This window comes from Pseudodesulfovibrio aespoeensis Aspo-2 (assembly GCF_000176915.2).
Lineage (GTDB): Bacteria > Desulfobacterota > Desulfovibrionia > Desulfovibrionales > Desulfovibrionaceae > Pseudodesulfovibrio > Pseudodesulfovibrio aespoeensis.
On sequence record NC_014844.1, the window covers coordinates 592,711 to 612,334 of the forward strand.

At 61.8% G+C, this 19,624-nt stretch carries 13 protein-coding genes; 9 read left to right on the forward strand and 4 right to left on the reverse strand.

Annotation, left to right across the window (positions count from 1 at the left end; genetic code table 11):
* Nucleotides 1-5 precede the first annotated feature (5 nt).
* Both DAES_RS02760 and DAES_RS02765 read right to left on the reverse strand, forming a co-directional pair.
* Nucleotides 6-425, reverse strand: coding sequence for an ATP-binding protein (locus DAES_RS02760; RefSeq protein ID WP_236608449.1), 420 nt, complete (start codon nucleotides 423-425; stop codon nucleotides 6-8).
* 114 nt (nucleotides 426-539) lie between these two features.
* Nucleotides 540-2,660, reverse strand: a complete 2,121-nt coding sequence (locus tag DAES_RS02765; RefSeq protein ID WP_013513515.1) for a SpoIIE family protein phosphatase — start codon at nucleotides 2,658-2,660, stop codon at nucleotides 540-542.
* 158 nt (nucleotides 2,661-2,818) lie between these two features.
* Between DAES_RS02765 and DAES_RS02770 the strand changes: the two genes are divergently transcribed.
* On the forward strand, nucleotides 2,819-5,350 hold the full coding sequence (locus tag DAES_RS02770) for an ABC transporter ATP-binding protein/permease (RefSeq protein ID WP_013513516.1): 2,532 nt from the start codon (nucleotides 2,819-2,821) through the stop codon (nucleotides 5,348-5,350).
* Between the two features lie 311 nt (nucleotides 5,351-5,661).
* Nucleotides 5,662-5,991, forward strand: coding sequence for a carboxymuconolactone decarboxylase family protein (locus DAES_RS02775; RefSeq protein ID WP_013513517.1), 330 nt, complete (start codon nucleotides 5,662-5,664; stop codon nucleotides 5,989-5,991).
* A gap of 224 nt (nucleotides 5,992-6,215) precedes the next feature.
* Here DAES_RS02775 and DAES_RS02780 read toward each other — a convergent pair whose 3' ends face one another.
* Nucleotides 6,216-7,283, reverse strand: a complete 1,068-nt coding sequence (locus DAES_RS02780) for a tyrosine-type recombinase/integrase (protein WP_013513518.1) — start codon at nucleotides 7,281-7,283, stop codon at nucleotides 6,216-6,218.
* 522 nt (nucleotides 7,284-7,805) lie between these two features.
* A complete protein-coding gene (locus DAES_RS02785; protein ID WP_013513519.1) occupies nucleotides 7,806-8,102 on the reverse strand; it encodes a hypothetical protein in 297 nt (98 codons plus the stop codon).
* A gap of 1,187 nt (nucleotides 8,103-9,289) precedes the next feature.
* Between DAES_RS02785 and DAES_RS16850 the strand changes: the two genes are divergently transcribed.
* The 7 genes from DAES_RS16850 (at nucleotide 9,290) to DAES_RS02825 (ending at nucleotide 19,618) form a co-directional block, all read left to right on the forward strand.
* Nucleotides 9,290-10,345, forward strand: a complete 1,056-nt coding sequence (locus tag DAES_RS16850; protein ID WP_013513520.1) for a helix-turn-helix domain-containing protein — start codon at nucleotides 9,290-9,292, stop codon at nucleotides 10,343-10,345.
* 254 nt (nucleotides 10,346-10,599) lie between these two features.
* Nucleotides 10,600-12,417, forward strand: coding sequence for an ABC transporter ATP-binding protein (locus DAES_RS02800; RefSeq protein ID WP_013513521.1), 1,818 nt, complete (start codon nucleotides 10,600-10,602; stop codon nucleotides 12,415-12,417).
* 13 nt (nucleotides 12,418-12,430) lie between these two features.
* Nucleotides 12,431-14,221 carry an ABC transporter ATP-binding protein gene (locus DAES_RS02805; RefSeq protein ID WP_013513522.1) on the forward strand — a complete coding sequence of 597 codons (1,791 nt, stop codon included), beginning with the start codon at nucleotides 12,431-12,433 and terminating at the stop codon, nucleotides 14,219-14,221.
* Between the two features lie 111 nt (nucleotides 14,222-14,332).
* The gene (locus DAES_RS02810) at nucleotides 14,333-16,498 is read left to right on the forward strand and encodes a TonB-dependent receptor (protein ID WP_013513523.1); all 2,166 of its coding nucleotides are present in this window, start codon (nucleotides 14,333-14,335) and stop codon (nucleotides 16,496-16,498) included.
* 83 nt (nucleotides 16,499-16,581) lie between these two features.
* Complete coding sequence (locus DAES_RS02815) at nucleotides 16,582-17,469, forward strand: DUF4198 domain-containing protein (RefSeq protein ID WP_013513524.1); 888 nt, start codon at nucleotides 16,582-16,584, stop codon at nucleotides 17,467-17,469.
* A gap of 98 nt (nucleotides 17,470-17,567) precedes the next feature.
* Nucleotides 17,568-18,362 carry an outer membrane lipoprotein-sorting protein gene (locus DAES_RS02820; protein ID WP_013513525.1) on the forward strand — a complete coding sequence of 265 codons (795 nt, stop codon included), beginning with the start codon at nucleotides 17,568-17,570 and terminating at the stop codon, nucleotides 18,360-18,362.
* Nucleotides 18,363-18,364: 2 nt separating this feature from the next.
* Nucleotides 18,365-19,618: a DUF1302 family protein gene (locus DAES_RS02825; protein WP_013513526.1), complete on the forward strand. Its 1,254-nt coding sequence runs from the start codon at nucleotides 18,365-18,367 to the stop codon at nucleotides 19,616-19,618.
* Nucleotides 19,619-19,624: the final 6 nt, after the last annotated feature.

Genomic DNA, 19,624 nt, shown 5'->3' on the forward strand with positions numbered 1-19,624 from the left:
CCTCCCTATGCGGGCTTTTCCCCTTCGGGGAAGCACTCGTTGCAGATGCGTTTCTTGAGCAGCAGGATGTTCCTGCCGTTTTCCCTTGCGTATTCGATCTGATCCATCATCCTCTTGACCAGGTGGATGCCCATGCCGCCGATGGGGCGCAGCCGATCCTCAAGAGGCACCTCCAGCTCAGGGTCCGGGGCTTCGAGGAGGTTGAACGGCTCGGCGTCGTCCTCGATGCGGATGGTGACACAGTCGCCGTCCAGGCTGATGGTCACGTCGATGGGGTGCTCGTCAAAGTCGGCATACCCGTAGTCGATGATGTTGGTGACCAGCTCGTCCAGGCACAGTGTCAGGTGGAACACGGCCTTGGGGGGCAGCCCGTGGGTCAGGCCGAATTGTTCAACCTCGGGCTGGAACCGCCTGAAGCAGTTCATTTTGTTTGTCATTCGAAAGGATGTGACGTATTTGGTCATGCCCTGTTCCATGCGCTGCCGTGCCGGTGTCCCATGGTCTCCGGGCGGACGCCCGACCCGCTGGTGTCCCGTTTCTCAGCCATTGAGTGTCTTCCTGATCACCACCACGGCCATGTCGTCCTCCTGGCCGCCGGCCTGATGCCGGGTGGCGGCCTGCATGAGCGCGGTCCGGATGTCTTCGGGACATTTATGAGCGTTCTCCCGGACTAAGGCAAGCACTCTCTGCTTGCCGAACATCTCTCCGGCCTCGTCGCGGGCCTCCCACACGCCGTCCGTCGCCAGGACGAGCAACTCGCCCTCCTCAAGCACGGTGTGCTCCTCCACATACACGAAATCGCTGGCAACCCCCAGGGGCAGGCCCGCGCCGTCCAGCTCGCCGAACTCGTCCCTGTCCGGCGAGTAGCGGATGGCCGGGTCGTGTCCGGCGCGCACCCAGCGGACCGAGCCCGAGCCGTCGAGCAGTTCCAGGTAGAACAGGGTCAGGAACCGTCCGGTGCCGTCCAGGTCGCGGGCGAGGCTGGCGTTGACCGTGGAGATTCGCGCCTCGGCGCTCATGGGTACCTCGGTCAGGCTGTGCATCTGGCCTCTGGCCGAGGCCATGATCAGGGCCGAGGGCACGCCGTGGCCCGACACGTCGCCCAGCAGCACGCCCAGGGCGCGGCCATGCTCCACTCTGGTGTCGAGGAAATCGTAGTAGTCGCCGCCGGTCTGGTCGCAGTAGACGATGCCTCCGGCGATCTCGTAGCCGGGCAGGGTCGGCACGCTGCCGGGCAGGAGCAGCCCCTGCACCTCCTCGGCCAGGGCCAGGTCGCGCGACAGGCGCACATGCTCGGCCAGCTTGGGCACCATGTTGTTGAAGGAGTCGGTCAGCACGTCGCGTTCGTCGCCGGTCCTGACGGTGTCCATTCTGGCCGAAAAGTCCCCACGCGACAGCCGCTCGGCGGCCTCGGTCATGCGGATGATGGGCCGGGTGATGGCCCTGGAGCCGAACCAGGCGATGAGCCCGGTGGCCACGAGCATGATGGCCGAGATGATGGCCGAGACCGACCTGATCCTGTTGAACATGGTGGTCAGCGATCCGGACACCTCGTCCGGGAGTCGGGCCACCACGCTCTCGGGCGCGATGAGCAGAAAACTGAAGTTCGGGTTGGAGGCAAAGGCCCAGACGCTGTCCTCGCCGTGGTAAGGCAACCGCATGGCCCCGCTGTCGGACGCGTCCATGGCGGCCAGCAGACGGGCAAACGCCTCGGAATCGTCCGAGGCCATCCGCTCCGGCTCGATGCCCGCCCGCCAGTGCTGGCTCTTCGTGGCCTCATAGGATTGCTGGGCCAGGATGAGCAGGCCGCCCCCGGGATCGCGTGCGACCATGAACGAGCGGGTGTCCTCGCTCCAGCGCGAGGTGATATCCGTCTCGTGCAGCACGGACTGGATGGGGATGTCGATGGCCGCCACCCCGGCGAATCCGCCGGAGGCGTCATGCACCGGATGGGCGATGGTGGCCATCACCTGTCGGGTGGTGGGGTCGATCTGGGGCAGGGTCCAGACGGCATGTCCACTGGCCTTGACGTTTTCATACCACGGCTGGTCGCGGTGGTCGTAGACCATGGGGAAACTGTCCAGGCCGGGATAGCGCACGAGCAGGCCGGATTCGAGCCCCACCTGGACCCAGGTGGCGCTGGAGTCCAGCTGGGCATAGACATCGGCAAAGGTGGGGAGCAGCCCGTGGAGTCGGTCCACCTGGGACAGGACCGACGTGTCGCGCACAAAGGGCGAGACGTGGAAGGTCTGGGCCTCGAAGTCCACGAGCAGCGAAATGGTCGCGCCGTGCATGATCTGCTTGTCGTAGCGGCCCTTGGGCGCGGTGATCTTTTGGGCCAGGGGCCAGGGGGAGGGGGGCCGGGCCGAGGTCAGGCTCTCCGGCTTGGTCTCGTCCAGCAGGCTCCCGGCTTGGCGGGCCAGCATCATGGTCCCGAGCCTGAGGGCCTGGCCGCGACCCTCCACGGTGCGCAGAATGGACATGGCGCTGTGCTGCAACTCGGCGGTGACGATGTCGAGCAGTTCGGTCCGGGTTCTGTCCGAGAGGGTCTCGGCCATGGTCGTGGCGGTGTGGCTGGTGACGGTGCGCGAGAGGAACAGCGGCAGCAGGCTGAACGCGACAAGCACGAGGAATATTTTTATGCGGATGGACAGGTTCATAAATCGTCACCTCGCCGGGCGGGCCTGGGCGGCGCGGAATCGCGCCCCTTGCCGCCGTGTGCGCCTATCCGAATATAGCACACTTTGCGCTTGGAAAAGAACTATATTCCGTTTATAGGTTTGTGGCGTTCAAATTCTTCCATCGCAGGGAACCTATCATGCCACATCCCAACGAAACCAAGCGGATCACCAAGACCTCCCTCTATTCCTGGGTCCTCTTCAGGAATCTCCACCTCCAGCTCATCGTGGTCGGCATTATCGTGGTCACGGTGGTCATGCGCGTGCTGCCGCTTGAGATGCAAAAGCGGATCATCAACGAAGCCATAGGCATGAAGGATCTGCACGCCCTGTACCTCTACTGCGGCCTGTACATAGGCACGGTCACCCTGGCGGGCATCCTCAAATATGTCATCAACCTGATGCAGAACTACATTGGCGAAAAAACGCTGATGACCGTGCGCGAGCGGCTCTACGAGCACCTGCTCTCCCTGCCCATCCAGTTCTACCGCCGCACCTCGCCGGGCAACGTCATCTCCTACATCATCACCGAGTTCATCCCGGTGGCCACCTTCATCGGTCAGGCCGTGGCCGTGCCCGCTGTCAACATTCTGACCTTCTTCGCCATGGCCGGGTACATGATCTACCTCAACCCGACCATCGGGATCATCTCCATCACCCTGTATCCCATCGAACTCATTCTCCTGCCGCGCATCCAGAAATATTTCCGCCGGGCCAACCGGCAGCGCATCAAGCACACCCAGCGCCTCTCCGGGCTGGTGGGCGAGGCAGTCACCGGCGTGCATGAGGTCCATTCCAACGCCTCCATTCCCCTTGAAAAGGCGCGGTTCAAGAATATCCTGACCAAGCTCTACAAGGCCACCCTGATGCAGAACGCGCTGCGGTTCGGCATCAAGTTCATCAACAACTTCTTCATGAGCCTTGGGCCGTTCATCCTTTTTCTCATCGGCGGCTACTACGCCATCAAGGGCCAATTCGACGTGGGCGCCATCGTCGCCTTCCTCTCGGCCTACGAGAAGCTCTACGACCCGTGGAAGGAGTTGATGGAGTTCTGGCAGGTCTATCAGGACAGCTCGGTGCGCTACAAGCAGATCATGCGCGCCTTTGACCACGCCCCGGAGTTCGCCCAGGCCGTGGAGGGCCGCGAACCCTACCGGCTCGACAACGACATCGAGGTGCGCGACCTTTCGTTCGTGGTCGGCGGCAACATCAAGCTGCTCGACCGGGTGTCGCTCTCGGTCAAGGGCGGCGAACACGTGGCCCTGGTTGGCTTCTCCGGCTCGGGCAAGTCCACCCTGGCCCTGTGCGTTGCCCAACTCTACAAGTACACCGGCGGCAGCATCCTGGTGGGCGGGCGCGAGGTCACGGAGCTGACCAAGCCCGATATCTCGTTCAACCTGGGCATGGTGGCCCAGCATCCCTTCATCTTCGACGGCACGGTGCGCGACAACCTGCTCTATTCCTGCCGCGCGCTGTCCATGCAGGGCGGCGGCTGTACCGAATCGGGCGGAGAGCCGGATCTCGATACCCTGATCAAGCTCACCCAGCAGGTGGGGCTGTTCACCGATATCCTCGCCTTTGCCCTGCGCGCCCGGCTGGGCGAGGAGGCGAAGAACCCCGGCCTGCGCGACATCATCGTGGCCTCGCGCCGCGAGTTCCAGCAGGGCGAGACCGGCATGTTTGCCGATGTGGCCGAACACATCGAATTCTTCGACCAGGGTACCTACAGCCGCTACATGACGGTGGTCGAAAACATCGCCTTTGGCGCGCCCGTCAAGGATGAATTCGACCAGGAACACCTGCCCATGCTGCCCTGGTTCATCGAGTTCCTGGAGAGCCACGGCCTCATGGCCCACCTCATGGTGCTGGGTGAAACCCTGGCCAGGGTCGTCACCGACGAGATGGGGCCCGAACCCGCCCACGATGCCTTTGCCGGCTGCCCCATCCCCGAGGCGCGCTACGGCGACTATCTGATGGTCGCCAACCGTCTCGATTCGGGCGAGCCGCTGAACAAGGAGGAGACCGGGCTGATCATCAGGCTGGCTCTCGGCTTCATCCCCGGCGTGCATCGGCAGATGGACCTGGACAAGGGGTTCGTCAGCCGCGTGGTCAATTCGCGCCGCGACTTCATCGCCCTGGCCGGGCAGGATTTCCCGGACGCCTTCAGCTTCTTCCTCGCCGACTCCTACATCGAGAGCCTCAACATCCAGGACAACATCCTCTTTGGTCGTGTGCGCACCGATTCGCCCGGAGCCGAGGACGAGATCAACCACCGCATCATGCAGGCCCTGATCATGCAAGGCGCGCTCGAACCCGTGGCCGAGATCGGCCTGGGATTTGAGGTGGGCTCCATGGGCGACCGCCTCTCGGGCGGACAGCGCCAGAAGATCGCCCTGGCGCGCACCTTCCTCAAGAGCCCGCCCGTGCTCATCCTCGACGAGGCCACTGCCGCTCTGGACAACAAGTCCCAGGGCCGGGTGCAGAACATCATCACCTCCAACCTCAAGGGCAAGTCCACCGTGCTCGCGGTCATCCACCGCCTGGACATGCTCCCCTATTACGACAAGGTCGTGGTGCTCAAGGCGGGAAAGATCGTGGAACAGGGACCATACGAGGAACTGCTCGAGCAAAAGGGCGCGCTCTACACCCTCATCCACGGCAGGGAAGAATAGCGGGCAGGATCGCCGGAAACGGTTTTTCCAAAAGGAAAGCAGTTGCAGCCGATTTTGCCCAGCTTGGCGAAATCGGCTGCTTTTTTGAGAAAATGCGCAATAAAATTCTTGGAATTTGAAAAAACAGCGTGGGAATTTCGCTTTACAGGGTGTTTTTTTGGATGTAGTCCCTGATCTCCCAATCGGGACTCTCTCCCTCTCATAGATACTCCGGCTCCGGGGATGGCCCCCGGAGCCGGGGGATCCGAAGGCGCTCGACAACGCTGCCAGCCTGAACAGCTTCTCCCACAGTACCTTTCAAGGAGGCGATCATGTCCGAACCCGCAGAAAAGGCCACCGAACTCTTTCGCCAGATGAACAAGAACCGCCGGGATGTCTTCAAGGCATACCAGGGGTTCACCGCCACCATCAAGAAGGGCAGCGCCATCGAGGACAAATATCAGTCCCTCATCCTCATCGCCTGCTCCATCCTCTCCCAATGCGACATGTGCATCTCGCTCCACGTGCAGAACGCCGCCACCCACGGTGCCAGCCGCGACGAAATCATCGACGCCGGACTCCTCGCAGTCGCCATGGGCGGCTCACCCAAGATGATGTACATGCGCTACGTCTACGAAGAAGTGGACAAACTCTTCGACTAACCCCCACGCACCAGCACATGAAACGGCTGGCCTGTCCACACGGACAGGCCAGCCGTTTCATATGGGAGGGGCTGGGTGTGGGTGGGAGATTCCGGGGGGAAAACTTTTGGAAATAGCCGCCACCTTGTGTGGGACTATCGGCTCTTGCCTTCTGTTTTCAACGGGTTGCGACCGATTGGTCGCAGCCCGTTGATCTTTGTGTGTGACTGCCGTGTGTGAATCTGTCAGGCAACCTGGCGACTTTGGGCTTCATAGATTGCCATGGCGTCCCGTTCCACGTTCCGCAGCTTTTCCAGATAGATCTCGGTGCTCCGTCGGTCGGCATGCCCCAGCAGATGCTGAATGCCCGAGATGAGCGCGCCGTTGTTGTCCATCACCGAAGCGCCCGATGCCCGGAATCGATGGAAGGAATAGTAGCCGACACCGGCTTTCTCGCATGCCGTCTTGAGCATGGAGTAGCGACCCTTGGTGTACGGCCCGACCACCATCCGTTTCTGCTTGTGGCTGTAGCTGCGGCACCAGAACACCCATTCCTTTTCAGGGTCGCGCCTGGCATACAGCTCACTGAGCACCTCGTAGAGCTTGTCGGTCATCGGTACCTGCCTGAGCACGGGCTTGCGGTCCTTGTTCTTGAAGGTCTTCAACTCCACGTACCGCTCTTCGAAGTTGACCCGCTTCCATTTCAGCCGATGCACCTCGACGCTTCGAGCCAGGGTCTCGCGGATCACCCACAGGTATGGCTGGTCTTCAGGTTTGGCCGCCGCAATGATCCGGTCCAGTGCCTGGGAATCCGGTGTCCGCTTCTTCTTCTCGGCCAAATGGCTTGGAAACGATTCTAGCCCGGCAAAGGGGTTGTCGGCGATGAACCGCTGTCCCCTTTTCATGGCCCAGGCGAATGTTGCCCGCAGTAGCAGCAGATCGGCATTGGCCGCCACGGGCGTCGACGACCTGGACCGGGACAGCAGGTAATCGTCAGCCATTCTGCTGGTGATGGTGCTGCACGGCACGTCGCCAAAGTGCCTGAGCAGCCGCTGGGCGGCGTAGCGGGTGTTCTTGTAATATTGGGTCGAAAAGCAGCGCTCCAGCAGCGCATCAAGTCGCCTGTTGAGCATGTCAAGCAAGTCCATGTCGTTCCTTTCGGCCATCCCGTCTGCCTTCGCCACCTCCTTTTTTCTTTGCGCCTGCGCCGCCTGCGCTTCGCGTTTTGTCCCAAACCACGCCTTGGTGTAGCGCTTGCCCTTCACCATGAAGTCGTACCGGAACCCTTTTCCGGCTTTGGAATAGATGGTCATAAATGTCCCTCCGGGAAGGGAAGAACCATGACCCACCGCGTTTGACGCCGCCGATGTCTTCGGCATGGCCGTAGACCCAGTCCACGCTTTTGCCCAGATAGTCTGCGACATCCTTCACGGTGAGTATGCTCAGTTCCGCTTCGTTGTCAAAGCCCACAATTCTTCCCCGGTCTTTTCATTGAATCTCTCGCCCTGTCCGCCGTGAGCCGACATGGATTGTCGCCCCACAGGTCAGTTTGACACTCCCGGAATATGAAAACGCAAGCTCGGCAAGGGGGAAAATTTCAGAAAGTGACATTTTTCCCGGTGGCACTCGGGCCTCCTTGCTTTCGAGTACCATTTTTGGTGCAGAGACTGGCACCATCGGTCTGATGCCAGAGCGCTGCCGGATTGAATGAACGAGTCAATCTCAACCGCTGCGCCTCGCAACCTCATCTGACGAAATCGACATTCGTTCCCAGGTAGCGGACCTCATTTGGCGACCTCACGCCCGAAAGGAAACCCCGCCGAAGCGGGGTTCTGTCAATGGCTGTTGCCAAGGCAGGCATCGGACACGTCACGGCGGGCGGGGGAATGGCCGGCAGTGACTTTGATGTCGTCACGGGCCGCCGGAAAAACTTCGGCGATGCACCCGTCACCCCTGCCATCGTCTTTCATTTGCCGGGCAACTGCCGCAAAATGCGTGCTCGTGATATTGGTCCATTTGCGAACACCCAAGCCCGCACGGCGAAGCCGCCTGGCAAAGGCCTTGGCGTTTTGGTGGGTCCTGTACTGTTTCGATTTGGGGCCGGACAGGGTTGCCCTGTTCGCGCACTTCATATGGATCTCCTTCCTGAAGTTCGGGGCAGCGCCCCGGGACAAAGCAGGTCGGACCTTCCCCGTTTGCCGGGGAATGACCTGCCTATGGCGCGAATGCGCCACACAACAACCGACACGAGACAAATCAATGTCCGTTTCCCACAGAAGAAAAAATCCTGAAAATCCAGTCAATAAGGGGTGCCACCACGCAGGCTCGTTCGTCCTGCGCATAAAGCGGTGGCCGTGGGGGAATTTTGACAACGGCAGATTTCTAGACATCTACCGTTTGTCCGGCGGGGGTGCTGTGTTCCAGCCTGGCGTTTGGATGTGAAACTGTGCCGTTTGGAAATGAACGGCAGCGAAGTGCTCGGTGTTACGGCATGTTAGTGCCACTTTAAGCGTTCATCAGTTTAGACTTCGTCAAAACTTATGAACGCGCCTTGGTTGCGTCATACCTCCTTTTGATTACGAAATTATCCAACGGATATGCCCTACCATATGACGCCGCAAAACCTTCGCGCAAGCTTCAGCGAAGGGATATTTCCCCCTCCCGCCGTTTTTTCCGCGAGCGTGACGCAAGCAGCCGCCGGGGCAAGGCCGAGCCCTTCGGGCGTCCGTCTTCGCCGGACGGCCTTGCCCCAGCGACTTTGCTTGCGTCGTCATCCACGCAGGCGACGGCGAGAGGGATGGCGGAGGCGGCTCCGGCTCAAGGGATTGAAGGGCGCATGCAAGCCAGCAGAGCTTGAAGTGGCTGAAAATCTTTGCGCTGATGCGGGATATGCAGGTGAGGGGCCGCGAAATGCTATCGAAAAAGCAGGGTATGCTCCGCATGTTCGGCCACGAGGAGAAGAGGTTGCGGAAAAAGAGCGCAACCCTGACTTCAAACCTCGGATGGGTCGTTGATGTGAGCCTGTCTTGGCTCAACCGTTTCAGATACTCTTGGTTAGATTTGATAACTTCTTTCATCTCACATGGCTTTGACTCATTTGGCTGCTGCTATCTTCACCTTGATAAAAACAGGAGTTATTGACGGATACATTCTAAAAATGATCTGCCATGATCGCTTGACAGTGCAACACCTTGTTGATAATGAAATTCAAAATCACGAAAGATGGGGGCTGTTTCCCATGCCTGGGCGCAGGCTTTGCTTTTCTTTTTGTTCTGCGGATTGTTCCTAAACGCCTTGTTGAGGCTGTGAGGTTTGTGCCATGTTCATGGATTTGGACCAGGGCGCGGGGGTCGGGGACCCCTCTCCCATGGTTGCCCGGCATCGGGAATATTACGGCAGCCTCGGTATGTTCGAGGAGATGCCCCGGCCTGCACAGCCGCTTTGCTCTGGCTGCCGCTGGGAGGTGGTCCAGGGGTTTGGCGCGGGATTCACCGAGGTGCTGCATCTTGGCAGCGGCCCCAACGTGGGTATATGCGGCTACAAGTTCGACACCGCACCGGAAGGTGACTACAGGAAGTATTGCTCATCCCTTCAGTTCAGCATCATGCTGACGGGATCATTCAGAATATCTTCCCTGGGCGACGGGAGGTCGGAGACCGTGCGCGCCGGTGATGTCTGGTTCTCTGCCGAAGGGGCGGAGGACGAGGTCCGTTGCACCCATCCCGCCGGTGAGCTCATCAGCGGCGTATCGGTCGAAGTGTCGAGGAGCATGCTGGACCATTGGCTCGGCACAGCCTCCTGCAAGCTCAGCCGGACTCTCGAACGGATGGTGGACAAGCGTCTCAGCCACAGGGAGTTCATGGTGTGCGGGTCGTTCCCCAGGATGCGCTGCCTGTCAGCCTGCCATCCACTCATGCAGGTTGCCCGCAGCCTGCTCATGACCGAGCATGACACCGTTTGCGGGCGCTTGATGTTCGAGTCGCGCGCCCTGGATTATCTGAGCCAGGCTCTTGCGCTTGATGGCTCTTTGCCGGAGCGCATGCAGGAAGACCGGTCGCAGCGACGGAAGGCCGTGGAGGCGGCGGTGGACATCCTTGACGAAGAGTGGGGCGCGCCGCCCACCATCTCCGCGTTGTCGCGCCGGGTCGGGGTCAACGAGTGCTACCTCAAGACGGATTTCCGTGAGCGCACCGGGCTGTCCATCGGCGAGTATGTCCGAAGAATCCGGATGGAAAGCGCCCTGGCCCTCATTGAGTCCAGTCGCTGCTCGGTGCTCCAGGCGGCCACCTTTGTCGGGTATTCCAATCCCAGCCATTTCAGCCGCGCGTTCAAGCGGTTCCACGGCTATCTGCCATCCTCCTGCCTCTGCCGATGAGGAGAAACGCCTCCCCCGGATATGGATCGCGAGGATCGGGGCGGGGCTGTTTTCTGAATCTTTCTTTCTGACCGTAGCTGCCTGCCCGTGAATCCCGGTGGAGTTTTTCCCGGTCGCGATTCAGTTATTACCGATCGGGGTGGAATTCCCGCCCTGGCCCCTGCATTGTCCTCGTGTTCCGCTCCAATGCGGCGATCAAAGCGGATCGGGGACGCCATGCCCGGCGTCTCCTTCTTTGCCAAGCGAGGTATTCAATGCGATCACAGGAAGATTGTTCGGGCTGCGGGCAGGAACATGTCGGTTCCGCCCGGCATCGGGAAGAACGGATTCCCGGCATTTGGGAGCTGATGCGCCCGGTGCGGGCGGGCATCCGCACGGCCATAGCCATGTCGGCCATTGGCTCGGTGGCCGGGTTGGCCGGAGTGGCCGCGCTGGCCCTGGTGGTCACGGCGTTGCTGGGTCACGATCCCCGGCTCTGGGTCTGGGTGTGCCTGTCCATCGGGCTGACCCTGGTCAGCATCCTGCTGCGGGTGCAGGCATTCACCGTCTCCCACCTGGCGGCCTTCAAGCTGGAGGTCAGGCTGCGTACCGGACTGACGGACCACCTGGCCCGGATTCCCCTGGGCTATCTTCTGGGGCAGGGGTCCGGGGTCATCACCAAGGTGGTGCAGGACGATGTCAAGAACCTGCACGCGTTCGTGGCGGACAGCACGCCGTTGTTGGGCCGGGGCGTGGCTACGCCCGTGGTCACGCTGGCCCTGCTGCTGGCCATAGACTGGCGGCTGGCGCTGGTGGCGCTCGGCGTGCTGCTGGTCGGCGCCCTGGCGGTGTGCCTGTGCATGCGCGGCAAGACCGAGCTGCAACGCCGCTATGACGCGGAGCGGGAACGGATCAACGGCACGGTGGTTGAGTTTGTCCAGGCCATGCCCGTGGTGCGGACCTTTGACGACGGCGCCGCCTCCTTTGGCCGCTACCAGGCCGCCCTGGACGGATTCAAGGCGACCATGTCCGAGTGGCTTCGGGTCTCCGGCACCAGCGGCAAGCTGGCCATCACGGTGCTTGCCCCTATGCCCACCCTGCTGGCCCTGACGCTGGGCGGGCTGATGCTCTACCACGGCGGTGATCTGGATTTCGCCTCCTGGGCCGCAGTCCTCCTGCTTGGAACAGGCATGGCCGAATCCCTGGCCCCGCTCATGTGGCTCAACTTCTTCATCCGCAAGGCCAACGCCAGCGCGCGCCGCATCCATGAGCTCATGGCCGTGCCCGAGCTGCCCGCCTCGGTCAGGGAGACCCTGCCGCAGGACGCGTCCGTGACCTTTGAGAACGTCAGCTTTGCCTACGAAGGCCGGGATGACGACGCCCTGATCGACATCGGCTTCACGGTGCCAACCGGGACCGTGACAGCCCTGGTCGGTCCGTCGGGCGCGGGCAAGAGCACGGTGGCGCGGCTGATCCCTCGTTTCTGGGACGTGCGCCGGGGCGCGGTACGGATCGGCGGGGCAGACGTGCGCGACATGACCCCGCAGACCCTGATGGGCAACGTCTCCTTCGTCTTTCAGGACGCATTTCTTTTCCACGACACCATTGCCGCCAACATCCGCATGGGCCGTCCCGACGCCTCCATGGAGGAGGTGGAACAGGCCGCCCGCGCCGCCCAGGCGCACGACTTCATCAGCGAACTGCCCAACGGATACGAGGCCATGGCCGGGGAGCGCGGCACCCGGCTCTCGGGCGGACAGCGCCAGCGCATCACCATCGCCCGCGCCATCCTGCAGGGTTGCCCTGTGGTGGTCCTGGACGAGGCCACGGCCTTTGCCGATCCGGAAAATGAGGCGGCGCTCATCGCGGCGCTGGCCAACCTGATGAAGGGACGCACGGTGATCATCATCGCACACCGTCTCTCCACCATCCGCGACGCCGATCAGATCGTGGTTCTGGACTATGGGCGGGTGGCGGAATCAGGCCGCCATGACGGCCTTGTGGCGGCGGGCGGTGTCTACGCCCGCCTTTGGGACAGTTACGAGCGGGCGCGCGGCTGGACATTGGGCCGCGGCGTCGATGCAGAAGCCTGAGGGAGGATGAGCCATGACTATAAGAACTGACGCGGTGCCGCCGTTGGCCGAAACGTGGAAAAGGATGCAACTGGCCAGCGGGGACCAGGTGGGGGCGCTGCGGACGTGCATGCTCTTCTCCATCCTGTCCGCCGTGGCCCAGGGGCTGGGCTTCGCCTGCTTCTATCCGCTGCTGGGGAATCTTCTGGCCACGCCCTCGGACTGGGACACGGTCTGCCTTTGGGCGGGCGCGCTGGCCGTGTGCGCCGTGCTCGACACGGCCTTTGTCTGGATGTCCCGCCGTTTCGACTACACCGGCTGCATTGCCGAAGTGACCCACCAACTGCGGATCAGGCTGGGCGAGCAGCTTCGCCGGATGCCCCTGGAGAATCTCTACGACAGGCGCACAGGGGAGCTCTCCGCCGTGCTGACCGGCAACGTTGACGAGGTGGTCACGCCCATGGGGATTCTCTCCTCGGCCTTCCTGACCATCCTTATCACCCCGGCGGTGTCGGTGGCGGCCACGGCGCTGGTGGACTGGCGGCTGGCCCTGGCCATGGCCGCGGTCTTCCCGCTGGCCCTGCCGCTCTATTATTGGCGGCGTCGCAGCTCGGGCCGGTCCATGCGCACCCTTGCGGCGGCCCACGCCAGAACCAACTCCGAGATGATCGAATATGTCCAGGGGCTGCCTGTGCTCAGGGCCACCAACCAGGTGGGCGGGCGGTTCGAGCGGCTGCGGGCCGCCCTGGCGCATCTGCAAGAGGTCCAGAAAGAGGCGCAGCTGCGGGCCGTGTGGCCGGGCGTGCTTTTCTCCTCCCTGGTCCAGATCGGGATCATCGTGGCCCTCTCCCTTGGCGTGTGGTTCATCCTGGCCGGGACGCTGGACGTGGCCGTGCTGGTGGCGCTGCTCATCGTGGTCGTGCGTTTCAGCGAGCCTCTGGCACTGATCTACGGGCTCAGTCCGGTGTTCGACTACATGGAGGCAGGCTTCGAGCAACTGGAAAAGCTGTTTTCCGTGAGACCCCTGCCCGTGCCTGAATCCGCCAAGACCCCGCAGCGGTTCGATGTGGCCTTTGAGGGAGTCCGGTTCCGGTATGCCGACACCGACGTGGACGTGCTGCAAGAGGTGAGCTTCAGGCTGCCCGAACGCTCCCTCACCGCACTGGTCGGGCCGTCGGGTTCCGGCAAGACCACCATCACCAAGCTGATCATGCGCTACGCCGACCCCCAGGCGGGGCATGTCCGCATCGGCGGGGTGGACGTGCGGGACATGGAACCCAGGGCGCTGATGGGCTGCGTTTCCGTGGTGTTTCAGGATGTCTACCTGTTTGACGACACCATCCACGCCAACATCCTCATGGGTCGGCCCGGAGCCACCGACGCCGAGGTGGAGACCGCGGCCAGGGCCGCGCACTGCCACGAATTTATCACCCGACTGCCCGACGGCTACCGGACACGGGTCGGCGATATCGGCGGCTGCCTGTCCGGCGGCGAGCGTCAGCGCATCAGCATCGCACGGGCCATTCTCAAGGATGCCCCCATCGTCATGCTGGACGAGCCCACGGCCGCCCTGGACACCGAGAGCGAGGTAGCGGTGCAGCAGGCCATCGACACGCTGGTGCGGGACAAGACCGTGGTTGTCATCGCGCATCGGCTTTCAACCATTGTCGGTGCCGACACCATCCTGGTCATTGATGATGGAAAGCTCGTCCAGCAGGGCGGGCACGCCGAACTGCTGGCTCAGGCCGGACGGTATCGCAGCATGTGGGAGGCGCAGCAGGGCGTCAAGGACTGGCACTTTGTCAAGGCGGCCAAGGCCCGATAGACGCAGGGTTTCCCGGTCGGGGCTGGTGTTTTTCCCGATCCGGGTGGACCCGTGCCCCTCCACGCCACTACACCTGCCGAATTATCCATAACCTGAGGAGGATTAATAAGGATGAAACAGATATCGACTCGCTCCGCCACAGGGCGACCCGCTGGCCTGCCTTCGCGGCTGGCGGTCCTGGCCTTGCCGGTACTCGCCTTGTTCCTGTTGTGCGGGGGCGCGCTGGCGGCAGAGAGCGAAACGCGGCAGGAGGGCGCGGTCACGCTGGAGGCGGTCAAGGTCACGGCCAACAAGATGGAGGAAGACCCCATGGACGTGCCTCAGAACATCACCGTGATCAGCGAAATGGACATTGAGGAAAAGGGGATGAAGGACATCACGGATATCATCAAGACCGTTCCGGGCATGTCGTGCTCTCCGGACCACGGCGTAGCGGTCAACTTTCGCGGTCTGAACGCCTCGATGTTCACCAACAACAACCCCGTGGCTCTGTATGTCGACGGCGTGGGGCAAAGCTCCCGCTACGGATTCGACACCTCCCTGGTCAATGTGCAGCGCGTGGAGGTGCTGCACGGCGCGCAGTCGACCCTGTGGGGCAAGGACGCCATGGGTGCGGTCATCAACGTCGTCACCAAGGATCCCACCAACACCTGGGATGGCAAGGTCGGCGGCGAGTACGGCAGCTGGCAGTATGGCAAGGGCATGGCCAGCCTCAACGGCCCCCTGGTTGAGGACAACCTGTTTTTCGGCTTCGGAGCCCAGTATCAGCGGGACCAGGGTTGGATCAAGAACGACTACCCCGGCACGGAGAAGGACGCCAACCGCCAGCGGCAGATGCGCGGCAACAGCTACCTGCTCTGGACGCCCGAAGGCAACCAGGATTTGAAGGTGCGCCTCTCTGTGCGTCATGACGAAGACAAGCGTTACTGGGGCGACATGTACAACATGGGCGCTGGCAAGACCCTGTCCTCGTTCAGCGCTTCCGATGCCAAGCACGTCAGCTATGAAGTGGACACCTGGACCAAGACCACTGATGATGTCCAAAGTGTGAAGGTTGACAATGAATTCAAAAGGTTCAACCTCGAATCCATCACCGCGCACAAGACCCAGAAGATTAAAGGCGTCTGGGACGGGGATCACGCCGATATCGCCGCCAACCTGGGGTTGAGAATGTTCGATGAGAACCACTCGGAGACCTGGTCCCAGGAGTTCCGGTTCTCCAGCCCCGAAACCAAAGGATTCCGGTGGACGGGCGGTGTGTATGCCGACTCCGAGCGGCGCACCCAGGGGCCTTACGGCCAGCAGATGATCTCCGGTGGCATTCCCTATGACTACGATGCCCGCTCCAAGGCGCACAGCGATACCATGGCGACCTTCGGCCAGGCCATGGTCCCGTTGTGGGAGCGTTTCGAGCTGACGCTGGGCGGCAGGGCCCAGCGCATCAACAAGGGCATGGACATGACCTTCAACCAGACCGATCTCTCCACCGGGACGCTGGTGTATTCCTATCACATGAGGGGAGACAAGACCGAGAACGCCCTGCTGCCCAAGGCCGCGCTGACCTACGACTTCAATGACAACTGGGCCACCTATGTGTCCTACTCGCACGGATACATGCCCGGCGGATTCAACTACTTCGCCATGGCAGGCTCGGCGGACGAAAACTCCTTCAAGCCGGAGAAATCCATCAACTACGAGTGGGGTATCAAGGCCGGGCATGATTCGTTCCGTATGTCTGCGGATGTCTTTTACATGGATATCAAGGATATCCATGTCTACAAGGTGGTGGGCGGCATGTTCGTCACGGACAACGCCAAGAAGGCGCACTCCACGGGAGCCGAATTCCAGGCCACCTATCTGCCCTGGGAGACGGTGGAGTTGAGCGCCTCGGCCAGCGTGATCCGGGCCAGGTACGACGATTACGACACCGGCTCGCAGCAATTCAAGGGCTATCGGATCGAGCAAACTCCCGATTATTCCATTATGCTTGGTGCCGCCTACCATGATCCCAGTGGCTTCTATGCTCGGGTGGATGGCCGCCACTATGGCATTCGGACATTCTACAACGGGACCTCCATGGACTTCACCACAGCCGACCCGTACTCCGTGGTCGACGGCAGGATCGGCTACCGCGTTGATGGCTTTGATGTCTATGCCTACATGAAGAACATGTTCAACGAAGGCTATGTCACTGCGTATCGCGCCAACAGCCTGATGACCATCGCCGGCGTCGGGGAACCCCGGAACATGGGCGTCGGCGTGCTCTACAGCTTCTGACGATTTTTTTTGTCAGTGCGGTGATTTTGATTGTCGCCCTCATGATGGGCTGTGTCGGATAACCTGCAATCATAGGAGAAAACATGAAAAAGCTACTTTTTGTCCTCTTCTGCCTGGTCTTTGGTACAGCGGTCAGCGCGCAGGCGCATTCGGTCTGGATCAACAACTTTGTGTCCGAGGCGCACCAGCCGCCCCATTCCATTGTCTCCATCGGCTGGGGGCATGCCATGCCCATGGACGACATCCCCAACTCCCCCAACGGGCGCATCCTGCTGGAGAGCTTCCAGGTGATCGATCCGGACCTGAACCGGACCGACTTGCGCACGCCTGCCGCGGACGAGAGCAAGCCGTCGCAGGTCACGGCCAATTTTGACGTCTTCCCCGGTGATCTGGCCGTGCAGAAGGTCGCGCTGAAGAAAGAGAGCAAGCCCGGCGTATACCAATTCAGCGCGGTTTCCGTGCCCACCTTCTACACGCAGTATCTGGACAAGGGCGGTCGCCAGCGTATCGCCCTCAAGCCCCGCGACCAGGTCAAGGACATCGACAAGCTACTCATGTCGGTCAAGTTCCAGGCCTTTGCCAAGTCCTATATGACCGTGGGTGGCCAGTGGACCCAGCCCAAGCCCCTCGGGCACGGCCTGGAGATCACTCCGGTCACGGACCTGAGCAACCTTCGCGTGGGTGACCTGGTCCAGGTGGAGGTGCTGTTCAACGGCGAACCTCTGAGCGTCACGGCCAAGAGCGTTGACTACATCACGGCCTACAGCGCCGGGTTTGGTCAGAGCGATCATTTCTCCCTGCAATCCTACATCATGCAGGGCAAGGCCCAGTTCCGCGTGCAGTGCGCCGGGCAGTGGATGGTCAGCGTCAACCACAAGGAAGACGTGACCAGCGACGGCCCCATGAAGGAACTCTCCGGCAAGGCGGACCAAGTGTACCACGGCGCGAGCCTGACCTTCACCGTCAAGTAGCCTCCTCCCTCTGGCCGGGGGCTTCGGCCCCCGGCTCCTCCGGGGAGACCCGGTTTTCATTCGACCCTCAGCTTATATCCGACAAGGAGACGTGCGACATGTCGAGATACGCACTCCCGATTCTGGCCTTGATGCTGGCTATTGTCGCGGTTCCGGCCCTGGCCGGGGATCTTTCTGTGGACCTGCCCGGCACGGACATCATGACCCTGGTGCACGACCGGCCCGACGGCGATGATCGGTCCTCGGTCATCATCATGACCCTGCTCAACAAGCGGGGCAGCAAGCGCGTGCGCGAAGTGAAGAGTTATTCCAAGGACTTCGGCAAGGACAAGCAGTCGATCATGGTGTTTCTTGAGCCAGCCGATGTCCGGAAGACGGCCTACCTTTCCTGGGAGTACGACGAGCCGGGCAGAGAGGATGACAAATGGCTGTACATGCCTGCAATGCGCAAGACCCGGCGCATCAGCGGGGCGTCCAGGAACGAGTATTTCATGGGCACGGACTTCACCTACGACGACATGGGCAAGCGCCGCGTGGACGAGGACACCCACCGGCTGCTGGGAGAGGAGTCCGTAGACGGGCTTGATTGCTGGAAGGTCGAGTGCGTCCCCGTGGACTCGGAGGACATGTACACCCGCCGGGTCGTCTGGGTGCGCAAGGACGCCTGCGTGGTGATCAAGGCCGAGTATTACGACAAGGACGGGTTATTGAAGATATTCAGGGTGTTGGACGTACGCAACCAGGACGGAATCTGGACGGTGTTCCGCTCCGAGATGGAAAACGTGGTTCGCGAACATCGGACCGTCATGGAAACCACGACCATCGCCTATGACACCGGACTTGAAGACAGCCTGTTCCGCGTTGCCACCATTGAACGGGGATGGATGCAGTAGGCATGGGACGCCTGTTTGCTGCCGTTGTGCTGATCATCCTGCTGGCTGGCGCGGAAGCCATGGCGGCGGAGGTTCCGGAGTGGCTTGAGCGCGTGGCCTTATCCGGGTGGATCGAGGGGGTCCAGTCAGCTGCGGTGAAGGCTCCCCACGACCCGGTGACCTCGCGGGCGCGGATGCGCCTGATAGCCGAGGCGGATTGGGACGCCGTGTACGCCAATGTGTCGGTGGACGCCGAGAAGAACTGGAAGATCGATGGGCAAAAGGCCCTGAGCCTGCACGAGGGCTGGCTGGAGCACGTCGGGCAGGGGTGGGATGTGCGGCTGGGGCGGCAGACCATCATCTGGGGCAGGGCGGACGGTGTGCAGATCACGGACGTGATCTGCCCGCCGGACTATACCGAGTCCATCACCAGAGACCTGGACGAGATCCGCATTCCGGTGGAGGCGGCCAAGGTGCGCCTGCTCGGCTCGTCCATGGACCTGGAGATGATCTGGATTCCCGTGTTTCAGTCCGCGACGCTGCCTGGCAGGGACAACCCCTGGGGCAGCGAGACCTCCTGGCCGGCCGGAATGACCGTGGTCCAGAACGACACGAAGAAGCCGGACCTGTCTCTGGGCAACAGCGAGGTGGCCATGAAGCTCGCGGCCTACCGATCAGGGTACGACATGTCCGCGTCCGTGTTTTACACCTGGGACGACTTCGCGGCCAACCACCGCACCGTGTCCACCGTGGGGCCGTCCTCGGTCGAGTTTTCGCCCCGCTACCACCGGATGACAGTGCTGGGTCTGGACTTCGCTCGCCCCTGGTCGGATTTTGTCTTTCGCTTCGAGACCGCGGGCTACCTGGGCAGATACTTTGAAACCCGGCAACTGGCCATCGACCCCAAGCGGAAGAATTCGGTGAAGTGGCTGGGAGGCATGGACTGGACGCCGGGCGGGGACTGGTCGGTAATCGCGCAGCTCTACGGGGAGCATCTGCTCAACCACGAGTCCTGCCTGGTGGCCGAGCGGGACGAGGTTTCCACCACGCTGCACGTTTCGAAAAAGGTTCTGCGCCAGACCCTGACCCTGTCCGGCATGGTCTACTACAGCGTGAACGACCAGGACACCTTCTTTCGGGCCAAGGCGGACTATGAGTGGTCTGACGGGCTTCATTTCCTGGTCGGGGCCGATTTGTTCAACGGGCGGCACAGCGGCAGCTACGGTCGGTATGAGGACAACTCCCAGCTGTGGGTGAAGGTCAAATACAGTTTCTAAGGAGCG

Bases quoted from the DNA above. Each gene is read 5' to 3' on its own strand.
- DAES_RS02805 (WP_013513522.1), top strand. From the start codon at position 12,431: ATGACTATAAGAACTGACGCGGTGCCGCCGTTGGCCGAAACGTGGAAA.
- DAES_RS02800 (WP_013513521.1), top strand. From the start codon at position 10,600: ATGCGATCACAGGAAGATTGTTCGGGCTGCGGGCAGGAACATGTCGGT.
- DAES_RS02760 (WP_236608449.1), bottom strand. From the start codon at position 425: ATGAACTGCTTCAGGCGGTTCCAGCCCGAGGTTGAACAATTCGGCCTG.
- DAES_RS02815 (WP_013513524.1), top strand. From the start codon at position 16,582: ATGAAAAAGCTACTTTTTGTCCTCTTCTGCCTGGTCTTTGGTACAGCG.
- DAES_RS02820 (WP_013513525.1), top strand. From the start codon at position 17,568: ATGTCGAGATACGCACTCCCGATTCTGGCCTTGATGCTGGCTATTGTC.
- DAES_RS16850 (WP_013513520.1), top strand. From the start codon at position 9,290: ATGTTCATGGATTTGGACCAGGGCGCGGGGGTCGGGGACCCCTCTCCC.
- DAES_RS02780 (WP_013513518.1), bottom strand. From the start codon at position 7,283: ATGACCATCTATTCCAAAGCCGGAAAAGGGTTCCGGTACGACTTCATG.
- DAES_RS02775 (WP_013513517.1), top strand. From the start codon at position 5,662: ATGTCCGAACCCGCAGAAAAGGCCACCGAACTCTTTCGCCAGATGAAC.
- DAES_RS02785 (WP_013513519.1), bottom strand. From the start codon at position 8,102: ATGAAGTGCGCGAACAGGGCAACCCTGTCCGGCCCCAAATCGAAACAG.
- DAES_RS02810 (WP_013513523.1), top strand. From the start codon at position 14,333: ATGAAACAGATATCGACTCGCTCCGCCACAGGGCGACCCGCTGGCCTG.
- DAES_RS02825 (WP_013513526.1), top strand. From the start codon at position 18,365: ATGGGACGCCTGTTTGCTGCCGTTGTGCTGATCATCCTGCTGGCTGGC.
- DAES_RS02770 (WP_013513516.1), top strand. From the start codon at position 2,819: ATGCCACATCCCAACGAAACCAAGCGGATCACCAAGACCTCCCTCTAT.
- DAES_RS02765 (WP_013513515.1), bottom strand. From the start codon at position 2,660: ATGAACCTGTCCATCCGCATAAAAATATTCCTCGTGCTTGTCGCGTTC.